10 protein-coding genes, 1 tRNA gene, 2 rRNA genes and 1 pseudogene are annotated in these 15,212 nt (G+C 56.5%); 8 read left to right on the forward strand and 6 right to left on the reverse strand.

Annotation, left to right across the window (positions count from 1 at the left end; all coding sequences use genetic code 11):
• Positions 1-318 precede the first annotated feature (318 nt).
• The 5 genes from ACSQ2Z_RS05465 to ACSQ2Z_RS05485 all read left to right on the forward strand — a co-directional run bounded on the left by ACSQ2Z_RS05465 (position 319) and on the right by ACSQ2Z_RS05485 (position 5,513).
• A 23S ribosomal RNA gene (locus ACSQ2Z_RS05465) occupies positions 319-3,115 on the forward strand.
• A 296-nt stretch (positions 3,116-3,411) separates the two neighbouring features.
• A 5S ribosomal RNA gene (gene rrf / locus ACSQ2Z_RS05470) occupies positions 3,412-3,526 on the forward strand.
• 296 nt (positions 3,527-3,822) lie between these two features.
• Positions 3,823-3,899: transfer RNA gene (locus tag ACSQ2Z_RS05475), tRNA-Met, on the forward strand.
• 201 nt (positions 3,900-4,100) lie between these two features.
• The gene (locus ACSQ2Z_RS05480) at positions 4,101-4,298 is read left to right on the forward strand and encodes a hypothetical protein (protein ID WP_436080262.1); all 198 of its coding nucleotides are present in this window, start codon (positions 4,101-4,103) and stop codon (positions 4,296-4,298) included.
• Positions 4,299-4,323: 25 nt separating this feature from the next.
• Positions 4,324-5,513, forward strand: a protein-coding gene (locus ACSQ2Z_RS05485) for an IS3 family transposase (RefSeq protein ID WP_436080263.1) whose coding sequence is annotated in 2 segments (ribosomal slippage) — positions 4,324-4,576 and positions 4,576-5,513 — 1,191 coding nt in all. Because the reading frame shifts where the segments join, the coding sequence is not laid out codon by codon here.
• 608 nt (positions 5,514-6,121) lie between these two features.
• Here the strand turns inward: ACSQ2Z_RS05485 and ACSQ2Z_RS05490 are convergent.
• Positions 6,122-6,472 (reverse strand): annotated as a pseudogene (locus ACSQ2Z_RS05490) (recombinase family protein); the annotation flags it as partial.
• Positions 6,473-6,546: 74 nt separating this feature from the next.
• Here ACSQ2Z_RS05490 and ACSQ2Z_RS05495 point away from each other — a divergent pair.
• Positions 6,547-6,993: a CopD family protein gene (locus ACSQ2Z_RS05495; protein ID WP_436080264.1), complete on the forward strand. Its 447-nt coding sequence runs from the start codon at positions 6,547-6,549 to the stop codon at positions 6,991-6,993.
• A 203-nt stretch (positions 6,994-7,196) separates the two neighbouring features.
• On the opposite strand, the gene ACSQ2Z_RS05500 is transcribed toward ACSQ2Z_RS05495, so the two are convergent.
• The 5 genes from ACSQ2Z_RS05500 to ACSQ2Z_RS05520 form a co-directional block, all read right to left on the reverse strand.
• Entirely contained in the window at positions 7,197-8,645 is a 1,449-nt protein-coding gene (locus ACSQ2Z_RS05500; RefSeq protein ID WP_436080265.1) for an aldehyde dehydrogenase family protein, read from the reverse strand.
• Complete coding sequence (locus ACSQ2Z_RS05505; protein WP_436080266.1) at positions 8,623-9,003, reverse strand: ATP-binding cassette domain-containing protein; 381 nt, start codon at positions 9,001-9,003, stop codon at positions 8,623-8,625. The genes ACSQ2Z_RS05500 and ACSQ2Z_RS05505 overlap by 23 nt, the downstream gene beginning before the upstream one ends.
• A 401-nt stretch (positions 9,004-9,404) precedes the next feature.
• A complete protein-coding gene (locus ACSQ2Z_RS05510) occupies positions 9,405-10,094 on the reverse strand; it encodes a GntR family transcriptional regulator (protein WP_436082990.1) in 690 nt (229 codons plus the stop codon).
• A 130-nt stretch (positions 10,095-10,224) separates the two neighbouring features.
• Positions 10,225-11,589 (reverse strand): aspartate aminotransferase family protein, encoded by a 1,365-nt coding sequence (locus tag ACSQ2Z_RS05515; protein WP_436080267.1) that lies wholly within the window; start codon positions 11,587-11,589, stop codon positions 10,225-10,227.
• Between the two features lies 1 nt (position 11,590).
• On the reverse strand, positions 11,591-12,667 hold the full coding sequence (locus ACSQ2Z_RS05520) for a phosphotransferase (RefSeq protein ID WP_436080268.1): 1,077 nt from the start codon (positions 12,665-12,667) through the stop codon (positions 11,591-11,593).
• Between the two features lie 382 nt (positions 12,668-13,049).
• Between ACSQ2Z_RS05520 and ACSQ2Z_RS05525 the strand changes: the two genes are divergently transcribed.
• Both ACSQ2Z_RS05525 and ACSQ2Z_RS05530 read left to right on the forward strand, forming a co-directional pair.
• Entirely contained in the window at positions 13,050-13,718 is a 669-nt protein-coding gene (locus ACSQ2Z_RS05525) for a haloacid dehalogenase type II (RefSeq protein WP_436080269.1), read from the forward strand.
• Positions 13,719-14,145: 427 nt separating this feature from the next.
• The gene (locus tag ACSQ2Z_RS05530; RefSeq protein WP_436080270.1) at positions 14,146-14,979 is read left to right on the forward strand and encodes an IS5-like element ISRm4-1 family transposase; all 834 of its coding nucleotides are present in this window, start codon (positions 14,146-14,148) and stop codon (positions 14,977-14,979) included.
• Positions 14,980-15,212: the final 233 nt, after the last annotated feature.

Genomic DNA, 15,212 nt, shown 5'->3' on the forward strand with positions numbered 1-15,212 from the left:
GGAAGCTTGTTACTCAAGGCATGTTTGTTGTTGGTGATTTGAACCATCGGACCTTCGAGGCTTTCGGGCCTTGGGGATTTTGGTGTTTCCGCTCACTTCTGACGACATGTCGATGGATGTTGCCTGACCGCGCATCCCCGGACAGATCTCGAGAAGCTGGTCTTAATGATCCGGCCCCGAAGTGCACCGGCGTGCCTTCAGATGGGGAACGGATCGAACACGTCGATGGCATCTGGATTGGCTGTGGTTGTAAAAGGTAACCGCAGCGCCCCATCCCTTCGGGATGGTGGCTTAAGGATGAGCATTGGCAATGAGAACGATCAAGTGAAATAAGGGCAATTGGTGGATGCCTTGGCATGCACAGGCGATGAAGGACGTGATACGCTGCGATAAGCCGTGGGGAGCTGCGAATGAGCTTTGATCCATGGATTTCCGAATGGGGAAACCCACCTTAAATGCTTAGAAAATCCAAACTGTCAGCGATGACGGCTTGGGTTTCTAAGCATTGTGATAAGGTATCTTACCTTCGAATACATAGGGGTAAGAAGCGAACGCAGGGAACTGAAACATCTAAGTACCTGCAGGAAAGGACATCAACCGAGACTCCGCAAGTAGTGGCGAGCGAACGCGGACCAGGCCAGTGGCCTTGGGGAATAAAGTGGAACGGAATGGAAAGTCCGGCCGTAGCGGGTGATAGCCCCGTACATGTAGAACACCCAAGGTCCTTGAGTAAGGCGGGACACGTGAAATCCTGTTTGAAATTGGGGGGACCACCCTCCAAGCCTAAGTACTCGTGCATGACCGATAGCGAACAAGTACCGTGAGGGAAAGGTGAAAAGCACCCCGACAAGGGGAGTGAAATAGAACCTGAAACCGGTTGCCTACAAACAGTCGGAGCCATAATTGGTGACGGCGTACCTTTTGTATAATGGGTCAACGACTTAGTGTGACGAGCAAGCTTAAGCCGATAGGTGAAGGCGCAGCGAAAGCGAGTCTGAACAGGGCGTTCAGTTCGTCGCATTAGACCCGAAACCGAGTGATCTAGCCATGAGCAGGTTGAAGGTTGGGTAACACCAACTGGAGGACCGAACCCGCATCTGTTGCAATAGATTGGGATGACTTGTGGCTAGGGGTGAAAGGCCAATCAAACTCGGAAATAGCTGGTTCTCCGCGAAAACTATTTAGGTAGTGCGTCGACCGAATACCCTCGGGGGTAGAGCACTGGATGGGCTATGGGGACTCACCGTCTTACTGATCCTAACCAAACTCCGAATACCGAGGAGTACTAGTCGGCAGACACACGGCGGGTGCTAACGTCCGTCGTGAAGAGGGCAACAACCCTGACCTCCAGCTAAGGTCCCCAAGTCATGGCTAAGTGGGAAAGGATGTGAGGATCCCAAAACAACCAGGATGTTGGCTTAGAAGCAGCCATCATTTAAAGAAAGCGTAACAGCTCACTGGTCTAAATAAGGGTCTTTGCGCCGAAAATGTAACGGGGCTAAAGCCATGCACCGAAGCTGAGGATACGTAGTGATACGTGTGGTAGCGGAGCGTTCCGTAAGCCTGTGAAGGGAGACCCGTGAGGGCTCCTGGAGGTATCGGAAGTGCGAATGTTGACATGAGTAACGATAAAGGGAGTGAGAGACTCCCTCGCCGAAAGACCAAGGGTTCCTGCTTAAAGTTAATCTGAGCAGGGTTAGCCGGCCCCTAAGATGAGGCAGAAATGCGTAGTCGATGGGAACCACGTTAATATTCGTGGGCCTGGTGGTAGTGACGGATTGCACAAGTTGTTCTGGTTTATTGGATTATCAGGGCAGCGGAGCGGTTCCAGGAAATAGCTCCACCGTATAGACCGTACCCGAAACCGACACAGGTGGTCAGGTAGAGTATACCAAGGCGCTTGAGAGAACTATGCTGAAGGAACTCGGCAAATTGCACGCGTAACTTCGGAAGAAGCGTGACCCCACCGCACGCAAGTGTGTTGGGGTGGCACAGACCAGGGGGTAGCGACTGTTTATCAAAAACACAGGGCTCTGCGAAGTTGCAAAACGACGTATAGGGTCTGACGCCTGCCCGGTGCTGGAAGGTTAAGAGGAGAGGTGCAAGCTTTGAATCGAAGCCCCAGTAAACGGCGGCCGTAACTATAACGGTCCTAAGGTAGCGAAATTCCTTGTCGGGTAAGTTCCGACCTGCACGAATGGCGTAACGACTTCCCCGCTGTCTCCAGCATAGACTCAGTGAAATTGAATTCCCCGTGAAGATGCGGGGTTCCTGCGGTCAGACGGAAAGACCCCGTGCACCTTTACTATAGCTTTACACTGGCATTCGTGTCGGCATGTGTAGGATAGGTGGTAGGCTTTGAAGCGGGGACGCCAGTTCTCGTGGAGCCATCCTTGAAATACCACCCTTATCGTCATGGATGTCTAACCGCGGTCCGTTATCCGGATCCGGGACAGTGTATGGTGGGTAGTTTGACTGGGGCGGTCGCCTCCGAAAGAGTAACGGAGGCGCGCGATGGTGGGCTCAGACCGGTCGGAAATCGGTCGTCGAGTGCAATGGCATAAGCCCGCCTGACTGCGAGACTGACAAGTCGAGCAGAGACGAAAGTCGGTCATAGTGATCCGGTGGTCCCGTGTGGAAGGGCCATCGCTCAACGGATAAAAGGTACGCCGGGGATAACAGGCTGATGACCCCCAAGAGTCCATATCGACGGGGTTGTTTGGCACCTCGATGTCGGCTCATCGCATCCTGGGGCTGGAGCAGGTCCCAAGGGTTTGGCTGTTCGCCAATTAAAGCGGTACGTGAGCTGGGTTCAGAACGTCGTGAGACAGTTCGGTCCCTATCTGCCGTGGGTGTAGGAATATTGACAGGATCTGTCCCTAGTACGAGAGGACCGGGATGGACATATCTCTGGTGGACCTGTTGTGGCGCCAGCCGCATAGCAGGGTAGCTATATATGGAATGGATAACCGCTGAAGGCATCTAAGCGGGAAACCAACCTGAAAACGAGTATTCCCTTGAGAACCGTGGAAGACTACCACGTTGATAGGCCGGGTGTGGAAGCGCAGCAATGTGTGAAGCTTACCGGTACTAATCGTTCGATTGGCTTGATTGTTCTCATTGCTAGTGCTCATCGAAGCGCCTAAGGCGCTTCAATGATCCCAAGCAGTTTTGTTTTGTCCTGACGCTGTCGGCCCTGTAGGCCTGCGCTCCGGACGGGCCGGGCAACGTTGCCCGACGGCCCTTGGCCTTGCGGAGCTTTCGCTCCGGATGTGCCCAAAACAGTTCTGAAAAGACGTGTTCAAAAGATAAAAGAGGGTAACGCGATAAACCGCGAGCGGTTTACGCTGGCCTCGCCAGCTTCTCATTTGGTTTTGCGCTGTCGCCAGCGCAATTCTTGCCCTTAGTTGACCTGGTGGTTATTGCGGGGTGGCTGCACCCGTTCCCATGCCGAACACGGCCGTGAAACGCCCCAGCGCCGATGGTACTCCGTCTCAAGACGCGGGAGAGTAGGTCGCTGCCAGGTCTACTAAAGGCAAGAAAAAATACCAGATCATCCGCCGCAAGCGTCAAGGCTTCGCGGCAGGATCGACAAAACCTATCTTCTCGACACTGCTTCCGGCTCAGCCGAAACACGGGCCGCCCTCAAGCGGCCTTTTTGCTTCGCTAAAATACACGCCGGAAAAAAACACGGAAAGGCTGCCCTAACGCTCAAAGGGCAGCCCAAATTCGACATTTTGCCAACGCAAAATGCCAGGATGCGACAAATCCCTCCGGGATTTGCACAGATGCGACAAATCCCTCCGGGATTTGCACAGATAACGCGGGGTGGAGCAGCCCGGTAGCTCGTCAGGCTCATAACCTGAAGGCCGCAGGTTCAAATCCTGCCCCCGCAACCACTGAGACTTGATATTTTGCCATTCAAGTCGCTTAACAGAAAGCTCCTCCGCGTAAGCGTCGAGGAGCTTTTGTTTTTGGGCCTCCGTCTCCAGTTCGCCGGTACGAAGCTTCTCCAGATAGTCGTGGCGCTTCAGCGCCTCTAACTGCTTCTCCATGATCGTCGCCGCTTCCATGGCGGCGAGGATTGAGGCGATCCGGCCATGGACTTCGAGGGATGCCTGTTGGTGCCCAGGTGTCTTGCCGATGACGACCTTCTGGATGAACTGGCGCACGATGTTGATGAAGGGCTGCTTCGTCTCGGAATCGGCGTGCTCGCGCATATAGTAGAAGGCGGAGTTGATAATCAGCTCGACGGCCTGCGTGACCTGCCACTGAGAATTTCCTCCAGAATGGATTAGAGTCCGGCCAATTAAGGACGGACGAATGAAGAAGCAGAGATTTACGGAAGCGCAGATTATCGGGGTGCTGAAGGAGCAGGAGGCTGGCGCGAAGGCGGCCGACCTCTGCCGCAAGCACGGGATTTCAGAAGCAACGTTTTATAACTGGAAGGCCAAATACGGCGGCATGGAAGTCTCCGAGGCGAAGCGGCTGAAGGCGCTTGAGGATGAGAATACCAGGCTAAAGAAGCTGCTCGCCGAACAGATGCTGGATGCAGCCGCACTTCGCGAGCTTCTTGCAAAAAAATGGTAGGGCCTGCCGCCAAGCGTGACGCCGTCACGCATCTGAAGGCCGTCATGGGTCTTTCGGAGCGTCGGGCCTGCCAGATCATATCCGCCGACCGCAAGACGATCCGTTATCGGTCCAGTCGACCGCCGGAGATCGCGCTGCGAGCAAAGCTGCGCGACCTCGCCAACGAGCGGCGGCGTTTCGGTTACCGTCGGCTGTTCATCCTGCTTCGGCGGGATGGAGAGCTGTCCGGTGTCAATCGCATATACCGTCTTTATCGCGAGGAAGGGCTTTCCGTTCGCAAGCGAAAAGCCCGGCGGCGTGCTGTCGGCACGCGTGCACCGATCCTGGTCGAGGCGAAAGTCAATGCCCGCTGGTCGCTGGATTTCGTCCACGACCAGTTCGCCTGCGGCAGACGCTTCCGGGTGCTCAATGTCGTTGATGACGTGACGCGCGAATGCCTGGCAGCGATCCCGGACACGTCTATCTCCGGTCGACGTGTCGCCCGAGAACTGACGACGCTGATCGAACGACGCGGCAAGCCCGGAATGATCGTCTCCGACAACGGCACCGAACTAACGTCGAATGCCATTCTCGCTTGGTCGAGGGATCACAAGGTCGAGTGGCACTACATCGCGCCGGGCAAGCCAATGCAGAACGGCTATGTCGAGAGTTTCAACGGTCGGATGCGCGACGAGTTGCTCAACGAAAGCCTGTTCTTCGGTCTCGATCATGCCCGCAGCGCCATCGCTGAATGGGCTGAGGATTATAACCATTTCCGGCCGCACTCATCGCTCGGATACCAAACCCCGGCTGACTATGCCGGGTCCATCGCCGCAACCGGCTCCAACGCTGCGCAAGATGAAAGCTTCGCGTTTCCGCCGGTTGCTCCCACCGCGCCATTTGGCGTATTCAAAGCCGCCGAGGCTCTAATCGCAGTCGGATGAAAGTTCAGTGGCAGGTCATGCGGACTGACCTGCGCTTTCAGCTTCCTAATCTTCTCCCCGAAATCCTCCTCGGCCGGTGCTTGGCTCAGCCGTGCCTCGAGCCCGGTCCGACGCTCCTCGAGTTGGTCGAGCATATCGTCGAGCGCAGCCAGACGAGGCCGGCCTTCGGCCGCGCGATCGCTGATCTGCTGGATGATCTGGCGCTGTTCCTGCTCGGCAGCCTTCAACTCCTTGGCAATCTGCTGGCGCTCGTCGGGTTCGTTCCGGATCGAGGCTGCGAGGTTTTGGCGAGCCTGTCCGGCGACGTCGTCGAATACGCCCATGCCGAAGAAGGCGGCGGGGAGGCAGGAGAGGACGCGGTCCTTGAGGTTCTTGCGCAGGATGGTCTTCTGGTTGGTGCAGCAGGCACCGCCAAGACCGTCGACCGGCAGCTTGCTCTTGTGGTTCGAGCAGCCGTAGCGTTCCTTGGCCATGATGGCGTAGGAGCCGCCGCATTCGGCGCATTCCAGCATGCCGCTCAGCAGGTAGCTCGGCCGGTGTGTCCTGTTCAGCGGATTGATGGTCGTCCGGGAGAAGTTCTCGAGTGTCGTCAGTTGCCGTTCCTTCACGCGCGCCCAGAGCTCGTCGGAGACAATGCGCATGGACGGGACTTCCGTCACGACCCATTCGCTTTTGTCGTTGAGGCGGGCGGTTCGGCGTTCGGTCTCGGGATTCTTGCGATAGTTCTGCTTGTTCCAGATCATCCGGCCGACATAGAGCTCGTTGTGGAGGATACCGGTCTGACGTTTGCCGTCGCCGCGGATCGTATCGTCGCGCCAGTATTTGTGCTCCGGGGCGGGAACGCGGCGGGCATTGAGGCTCTGGGCGATCGCGGCCGGACTGACTCCGTTGGCATATTGCTCGAAGATCCAGCGCACGATCTCGGCCTCGGCCGGTTCGATCTCGCGCGGGCCCCTGATCCGGTCGCGTCAAGGCCGCGAACGGCCTGCTGACCTGCGAGGGTTGGCAGGGCCGCGCGGCGACGTGGGGCTTTATGGGCTCTCTCACTCAAGCGCTCCACGTTGCAAGTGCCGGAGCCTGGATCGGCGGGCTCCTGCCCCTCGGTCGCTTGATCGCGGCCGCGCAGCGCTATCCATCCGAAGTGGCGGGCGCGGAGATCGTGCTGTGGCGCTTCTCCCGCTTTGGTATTGCGGTCGTTGCGCTTATTGCTGTGACCGGCGCCATGAACACCTGGCGGATGCTTGGCGGATTTCCCGATCCGAGCGACATGTACGGGCGGGTTCTCCTGCTGAAGATCAGCCTGTTTGCGGCGATGATCGGTCTGGCGGTCTACAATCGATACACCCTCGGCCGTCGCATGAAGTCCTTTCCGGCCAACGGCCTGCGAACGCTGTCTCGAAACGTAGCGCTGGAGCAAATCATCGGCCTTGGCGTACTTCTGGATGTGAGTTTACTCGGGCTTATGGATCCGTTTGCGTGACGCACGAGACCGTGCGCGAGGCAAAGTCCCCTGCAACATATGTCGCCAAGCGACCCTGGTCTACGAAAAGGGGCGCAGAACGCGTAAGCGTTTTTCCAGTCGGTACCCTCGGACGATCGATGACGCGGAGGATCGCGCAGGCCGAGGACGACGCGATCCGAATCGACGAATGACGGCACCGGTTGGGAGCGTCCCCCGGCCTATCAACCGCTGATCAGCTTCACCTCAAGGAAGTCCTCGAGGCCCCATTCGCCGCCCTCGCGGCCGTTGCCGGATTGTTTGTATCCACCGAATGGCGTGCCCGGCGCGCGCGCCGCACCATTAACCTGGATCATCCCGGCGCGAATGCGTCGCGATACGCGCTTGGCCCGCTCCGGATCCCCCGTCTGGATGTAGCCGGAGAGGCCGTAGGGCGTATCATTCGCGATCCGGATGGCATCTTCCTCGGTGTCGAAAGGGATCATGGTTAGCACTGGCCCGAAGATCTCTTCCCGGGCAACAGTCATCTCATTGTTGACGCCGGCGAAAATCGTCGGGCGTACATAGTAGCCTCGACTGACCCCTTCGGGACGACCGGGGCCGCCATGAATCAGTTGCGCACCTTCGTCGATACCTTTTTGGATCAGGGCTTGGATTCTGTTAAATTGCAGCTCGGAAACCACCGGGCCGATATGGTCCCCATCCTTGCGGGGATCGGCAACCTTGATCGTTTCGGCGGAAGCTTTGGCCAAGGTAACGGCTTGATCATACACCGAGCGCTCCACCAGCATGCGGCTGGGCGAGTTGCAGGACTGTCCGCTGTTTTCGAAGCACTGTGCAACGCCGCGCTGGATCGCGGCCGGCAGGTCGCTATCGGCAAAAACGAGATTCGGTGATTTGCCGCCCAGTTCCAGCGATACACGTTTGACCGTCGCGGCCGCCGCGCGGGAGACGGCAATGCCAGCACGCGTCGAGCCGGTAAAGGACATCATGTCCACATCCGGGTGGTTCGAAAGGGCTTCGCCGACAACGGTGCCCTCACCGTTGACCAGGTTGAACACCCCCGCAGGCACACCCGCCTCATGGACGAATTCGGCGAAAAGCATTGCCGACATGGGGGCTATTTCCGATGGCTTCAGGACCACCGTGCAGCCGACCGCAATCGCCGGAATCACCTTGAGCGAAATCTGGTTCATGGGCCAGTTCCATGGAGTGATCAGGCCGCATACGCCGATCGGCTCATGCACAATTTTCTGCTCGGGATTGTTCTTGTCCGGCACGCTTTCGAAGTGATGGGCCTTGAAGGCGCTGATGAAAGCCTTGATGTGTGAAAGGCCGACACTTGCCTGAGCCTCGCGGGCAAGTTTGATGGGCGCCCCCATTTCGGTGGAGATGGCTTCCGCCATTTCCTCCATGCGCCCGGAGTAGATCTCGGCGATTTTGTCGAGATAGATGAGGCGCTCTTCCCGGCTTGTCTGGCTCCAGCTTTCAAAGGCGGCGCGCGCGGCCGCCACTGCCAGGTCGATATCCCCCGGCGTGCCCGCCGAAACGATGGCATAGGCCTCTTCCGTCGCCGGATTGATGACGTCTATGGTGCGACTTTGAAGCGGCGCCCTCCATTGCCCGTTGATGTAGAAGTCCTTCTTTTGACTAGGTTTCGCTGCGTGAAGCATGATATTTCCCTTGATGCAAAAGCCCCGCTATGGGGTGGTGAAGTTTCTGGGTTAAATCGACAAGGCGGCAAGGCGCGGCGTTGCCAGGATCGATCAGCAAGACCTTGTCTTCACCTTCCTCTGCACGCCCAACCATAGTATCGAGCACTTCCCTGACCATCGCCGGATCGAGCGCCGACGTGTGTTTGTCGAACAACATGATACTCGGGTTCATGCAGAGTGAACGCGCGATAGCCACTCTCTGTTGTTGCCCACCCGAGAGCTGAGCAGGGTATTTGTTCGCCTGTTCGGGAATCTTCACTCGGGCAAGGAAGCGCATCGCGCGCTCCTCCGCCTGTCCTTGGGCATTCTCAATCATATCGATAGTGCATGCTGGCCGCGGCGAAATCACCCGGATTTGCGTGGTCTTTGAACTTTCTGATCAAGTTGAGGGAGCGTTTCCGCAGATTGTGCTGCATCGGCCGGGCTACGCTTGATGGCCGTTCTGGAGAGTCTCGGAAGTTCACTTTCCAAGACGGCCGAGGCCGCGCGTCCCTGGGGCTCTATTGACGCGATTGTGGCGACGAGGCCGAAAACGCTGCATTTGGGGTTTGTGGGCTTGCCTGCCAGAGCCTTTGGCAACAGCACGGCCGCATGGGCACGAAAACCTGCTGCAAGAAAGTGTGCTTAGCCGTTTCGGTACGGGAGAGCCAATGCGCGACGGAAGATGCGGTGAGCCGGCAAATGCGTCGATCTATCGAACAATCCTTCGGCATGACGTCAGAGAGTGTCCTGCAGCAGCTTCGTCTGCAAGTCGGTCCAGTGCTCTTCGAATGCAGCTCTTGCTTTCTCGTAGTGGCGACTGCGCAAACTATTGATGAGCTGCTCGTGTTCCTCCGCCATCTCCCCTGGCTCGCTATAAAAATCCTGCCGCTGCACAAGAAGTAGCTCGATCTCGCTTTCAAGGGTTGCATACATCCTTCTTAGACGAACGCTTCCGCTTGCATCTATGATAGATCGATGGAAGTCGCGATCAGCGGCAACAAGTGTGGATTTGTCGGAGGAAAGTTTCGAAGTACGCATCACCTTGACGGCATCGAGCGCTTGTTGGGGAATCAAACCTGTGAGTACGATCATGCGTACCGCCTCCCCCTCAATTGCTCCGCGCATCCGAGTGATGTCGACGATGTCGTCAGGACCAAATTCGGGAAGAACAAACCCACGATTTGGTATCTGTCTCAGTAGTCCTTCGTTGACCAACGCTTGTGCAGCAGTGCGAAAAGTATGTCTTGATGTGGAATGCTCCTCACACATCTTCGCATCGCGCAGAAACTCTCCAGGACGGAATTCGCCGGAAAGTATGCGTTTCCTCACAGCTGACGTAAGCGCTTCTACAGCGGTCAGGGTGTGGGACCCGGGAAAAGCGTCTGTCTCATGTTGCTCGACTGTTATGTCTCTTCGTGACGACATGGGGACCCTGAGTATCTGCCTGACTATCTTTTGTTCAACACTGCCGTCATATACATGACACGCGTAGCGTGGAAGCATGTCGACTGGCCGCCGAGCCTGCGTTTCGATCGGCGGCACAGCGAGACTAATATTAGACGGCGGCGAGGGCTTGGTCGATGCCTTCGAGCAGCCGTCCGGCGTGCTCGCTTGTAAAAACCAGCGGTGGCCTGATCTTGAGTATGTGTGCATCCGCACCTGTGGCCGAAATGAGAATTCTTCGGTCTCTGAGCCCGTTTACAACTGCGAGGGCGCGATCCATGTCAGGTATCTTGAGATCTCGATCCTTGACGAGTTCAACACCGAAATAAAGACCCGTGCCTCGAACGTCACCGACGAACTCGTATTTCTTTTGAAGGTCTTTCAGCCCCTCTAGAATTTGGCTTCCTACCTTGGAAGCATTCTGCATCAGACGTTCTTCGATGATCGTGTCCAGCACCGCCTTTGCTGCAGCAATGGCTACGCTATTTCCGCCAAAAGTGTTGAAATAGCGCATGCTGGCCCCGAATTCCGCGACAAGTTCGGGGCGCAGTACGACGCCAGCAACAGGATAGCCGTTGCCCATAGGTTTGCCCATAGTGACAATATCGGGTTGGACGGAATGTCGGGCATGCCCCCAGAGATGCGTCCCTGTCCGCCCAAATCCAGATTGGACCTCGTCGGCTATGAAGAGTCCACCCGCCTTGCGAACGACTTCGGCGACTGGAGCGAGAACGTCTACAGGGTCAACATACAGTCCATCCGAAGAGAAAGCCGAATCTGCGATAAAAGCAGCGAAGCCACCCCCGTGGCGTTCGATATCGGCGATCTGGCGTGCAACATCTTCTGCCATCCTCTTGCCGATTTCTGCGACAGGCAAACGGTATGAGTCAGGCGCGGCAACTGTTCGGAGATACGGATCAAGCGTGGATTTCTTTCCAAGCGACGGGGAGATCGCCGCGACCGCTCCGCTATTGCCATGGTACGCTTCGGCGGTGACAATGATGCCTGTTTTTCCCGTGAAGAAGCGAGCGACGCGCAGTGCGAGATCATTTGCCTCGGATCCGGTGCAGGTAAACATGGCGCAACCAGTTCTTCCGAGCTCTCCGCCGAATGTGCCGATTAACATTTCCGCATAATCGAGAAGTTGATTCTGCATATAGCGGGTGTGGGTGCACAGCGTTTCAAGCTGCTCCTGGATCGCGTGGACAACGCGCGGATGCGAATGCCCCAAGGAAGCAACGTTGTTATAGGCATCGAGATATTCGTTGCCGTGTTTGTCATAGAGAAATACGCCTTTAGCCCGGGAGATCTCGACCGGGGACCTGTAAAAAAGCCGGTACGCCGGGCCCAAAAGGCGCTGGCGACGTGCGATATGGTCGAGATCATCGGCGGTCAGGTGGGACGTGTCGTTCGGATTGAAGCCGTTCGCCATATCACCACGGAAGCCTGTCGGGACAGTTTTGTTCTGCTGACGCATGTTAAATCCTACCTGTGAGCAGACCAGAGATCTGATTGGTTGACTGAGAATTGAACCAACGGAGATGAGCCCACCCCGCTTCGGTATGGCGAAGTATGTAGCGGCTGTTCTCGGGAAAGAGCTGGGCGCGCCAACAGGTCAACAGCGCACGTACGGCGAGGCGGCCCATGGCAAGAAAAGGGATGAGGAGCAGCTCTTCATGCTCCAAATCGGCATGGCGAAAGTAGCCGCGCAACACGTCCTTCGGCTCGACGAACAAATCCTGTCGATCGGTATTGTCAAGTTGCTTTGGCATTTGGTTCATGAGAGCCGTAGATACATCTACAGCGATGGCGGTCCGAACAGCATCACCGAAGTCTATGATCCCGTTTACAAACTGTGGATTGCTGTGATCGACGACGAGGTTCGACGTGTTAAAATCGTTGTGCAGTACCTGTCGCCGGCAACGATCGAGTCGAGGTTTGATTTCAGCAAACCTGTCGAGTGCCGTCTTGACCCAAGCCCGTCGTTCATCGTTCGGAACATAATCCAACATGTCGGATAGATTCAGAAGATGCGTCACATCCCAGGCCAGCTCGCGACCATCAGCTGGGTGCGAAAAGTCTGCCATTGCATTTCGAAGCTTGGCAAGTAGTTCTCCGACACAAACGCGTTGGGCGGCCGTCGAATTCGTCTTGTCCAAGGGAGTACCACGGATAAACGAAATGAGCCTCACCACACGACGCTCAGCCCCACTCGTCGTCACGACCGGCAAAAACTGACCTTGCAGGTCCCCAAAGATGCGAGGTATCGGCAGCGCTGGCGCTCGCAGTTCAACGTGGCGCATCAGCGCGACTTGAAAATCCAGTTCGTCGAGACTTTCAGAGGGATGAGCGATCTTTAGCACGAACTGCCCGTCCTCCGCGCAATCCAGGAAGAATGTGTCGTCCTTCTCGGTTTCAAACCGCTTGGCTGAGCCCCTCTTTCCATAAAGTTGCTCAGCAATTGTCTCCGCTTCGGCCCTGCTGATGGGTTGTCGAGCTTCGGAAAGTTCCGAAGCCGGGGGGTGGGGTGACCGACGAATGTCATTATGCAGCATAGCGAACCTAGTTTGTTTCATCGTCCTTGGATGCGACGGAGGTGAGGGATGGCTTGGCCCTTTGGGGATAAGCATTTTTGTACAACGATTCATTTTCTTTGTCGAGCAATTTCTTCCTATAGTGTTGATGGAGAATGTGTTCCCCTCCTGCTTCAATCAGTCGGAAAACCGCAAGAATCCCGAATAATGGCCGCATTTTGCGGATTCTAAGCTTTCCACTCTGGCCTGATCCAGCTCCGCTTCGGGGCTGTCGCGGAAAGCAGATCCGCTCCACTTTCATAATTGTTGTACAATCATGTTGCAATAGCAATTTGATTGTGCTTCCTTAAGAGCGCCAGACCACCGACATTTGTCGCCGTCCACTCTGAACAAGGATACCCCCATGACTCTCCCGCGTCCGAAATACATCACCTTCGACTGCTACGGCACGCTGACCAACTACCAGATGGCAGAAGCCGCCCGTGACCTGTACAGCGATCAGCTCGATGAGCCGCGCATGGCTGAGTTCATCAAGAACTTTGCCGCCTACCGTCTCGACGAAGTCCTGGGTAATTGGAAACCGTTGGCCGAAGTGGTTCACAATTCAATTGAACGCACCTGCAAGCGCAACGGCATCAATTTCAAAGAAGAAGATGCCCGCACAGTCTACGAGCGCGTGCCTACCTGGGGTCCGCATGCCGACGTGCCCGCCGGCCTTGCCAAGGTCGCGAAAGAGATTCCGCTGGTGATTCTGTCGAATGCGATGAACTCGCAGATCATGTCGAACGTCGAAAAGCTCGGCGCTCCGTTCCATGCCGTCTACACGGCCGAACAGGCACAGGCCTACAAGCCGCGGCTGCAGGCCTTCGAATACATGTTCGACATGCTCGGCTGCGGCCCCGAAGACATCGTGCACTGCTCGTCTTCCTTCCGCTACGACCACATGTCGGCCAATGATATCGGCATCAAGAACAAGGTCTGGGTGAACCGCGGCCACGAACCCGCCAACCCGTACTATGGTTACGTCGAGATCGCCGACATTTCCGGCTTGCCGGGTGTATTTGGCCTCTAGCAAAACGAGCAAAGTGCGGGCGGAAAACCGCCGGCACTTTCTTAGGCGGTCGCCTGTGATCGACGGTCGCAAGACAATTGGCTGCCGTGGCATCACGAAGTCCGAGTGCCGCACATCCGGCGCGCGCCGGGTTTGATTTGCGGCGACTTGGGTTGCCATCAAGCCCAGATGTGCCCAGCGCGGGCATCATCCGACGCGAAATGAATCTTGACGTGCACGCGGAATCGCTTTCGGAGCACTTTCGGCCTCCTCCACCGATGATGGAATGATCCTGGAAAATGGTCTGGATCTGCGTCCGCAGCGGGCGGAAGTCGTTCAACCGTAGATGCGAGCCTGCTTCTCGGCTAAGAGGCTGCCTCAAAAAGATTTGAGTGATTTCAGTCAGTTGTGATTCCGTCGGATTTGCAAAGATTCGATGGAGATCACGATGGCCTGGACTGAAACCACCCGGCGCAATTATGTCCGGCGGACGAGCGGATATGCAAGCGATGTCACGGATCGGGAATGGGATTTTGTTGCGCCGTTCATGCCTGCGCCACGGCGTCTGGGCCGTCCGCGCAAGACTGATTTGCGCGATGTTTTAAACGCCCTTCTCTATATCGCTTCGACAGGCTGCCAGTGGCGGATGCTGCCGAAGGACTTTCCGCCCTGTTCGACGGTGCAGCGGTATTTCTATGAATGGCGGGCAATGGGTCTTTGGCCACGGATCAACCATCACCTCGTCATGGAGGCGCGGGAACTGGAGGGGAAAGAAGCCTCGCCGACAGCAGGCGTGATCGACAGCCAAAGCGTTAAAACGACTGAAAGCGGTGGTATCCGTGGCTTTGATGCTGGGAAGAAGATCAAGGGCCGCAAGCGCCACATCATTGTAGACACGCTCGGGCTGATGGTCGGCCTCATGGTGCACAGCGCCGATATCCAGGATCGCGACGGCGCTCCCGATCTCCTGAAATCCGTCAAAAACCGGTGGCCGTGGTTGCTTCATGTCTTCGCTGATGGCGGCTATGCGGGCGACAAGCTCAAAAAGCGGCTACAGAAAATCGGGAAATGGACACTCGAAATCATCAAACGTTCCGACAAGGCCAAGGGTTTTGAAATCCTGCCGCGCCGCTGGGTCGTCGAGCGGACCTTCGCCTGGCTGGGGCGATGCCGCAGGCTGGCCAAGGACTTCGAAAAATCCGTCGCTTCAGCAGAAGCGTGGATAACCATCGCCCACATCCGCATGCTCACAAGACGCCTTGCAAGATATGGATATCGTTGAAGCCTTTTCGAGTCCGACTCTAAGCTGAACATCCAGTGCAGTTGCTATCTGTAGAATATCTGGAGTTAAAATCCGATGCTCGGTTACTTCGAGCGATAATCCGCGCATGTTCAGCTTGCGCACTGCGGCTTTCGAATACAATCGCAGTATCTTCCTCACCATTGGATGCCGGGTACTTGCTACGACGCTTCATAGACTTTGAAAGGTGTTGTAGACATACTCTGCTCAAGAGG

The organism is Pararhizobium sp. LjRoot235 (assembly GCF_964254145.1).
Lineage (GTDB): Bacteria > Pseudomonadota > Alphaproteobacteria > Rhizobiales > Rhizobiaceae > Pararhizobium.

Bases quoted from the DNA above. Each gene is read 5' to 3' on its own strand.
- ACSQ2Z_RS05480 (WP_436080262.1), top strand. From the start codon at position 4,101: ATGGACTTCGAGGGATGCCTGTTGGTGCCCAGGTGTCTTGCCGATGAC.
- ACSQ2Z_RS05495 (WP_436080264.1), top strand. From the start codon at position 6,547: ATGGGCTCTCTCACTCAAGCGCTCCACGTTGCAAGTGCCGGAGCCTGG.
- ACSQ2Z_RS05500 (WP_436080265.1), bottom strand. From the start codon at position 8,645: ATGCTTCACGCAGCGAAACCTAGTCAAAAGAAGGACTTCTACATCAAC.
- ACSQ2Z_RS05505 (WP_436080266.1), bottom strand. From the start codon at position 9,003: ATGATTGAGAATGCCCAAGGACAGGCGGAGGAGCGCGCGATGCGCTTC.
- ACSQ2Z_RS05510 (WP_436082990.1), bottom strand. From the start codon at position 10,094: ATGTCGTCACGAAGAGACATAACAGTCGAGCAACATGAGACAGACGCT.
- ACSQ2Z_RS05515 (WP_436080267.1), bottom strand. From the start codon at position 11,589: ATGCGTCAGCAGAACAAAACTGTCCCGACAGGCTTCCGTGGTGATATG.
- ACSQ2Z_RS05520 (WP_436080268.1), bottom strand. From the start codon at position 12,667: ATGCTGCATAATGACATTCGTCGGTCACCCCACCCCCCGGCTTCGGAA.
- ACSQ2Z_RS05525 (WP_436080269.1), top strand. From the start codon at position 13,050: ATGACTCTCCCGCGTCCGAAATACATCACCTTCGACTGCTACGGCACG.
- ACSQ2Z_RS05530 (WP_436080270.1), top strand. From the start codon at position 14,146: ATGGCCTGGACTGAAACCACCCGGCGCAATTATGTCCGGCGGACGAGC.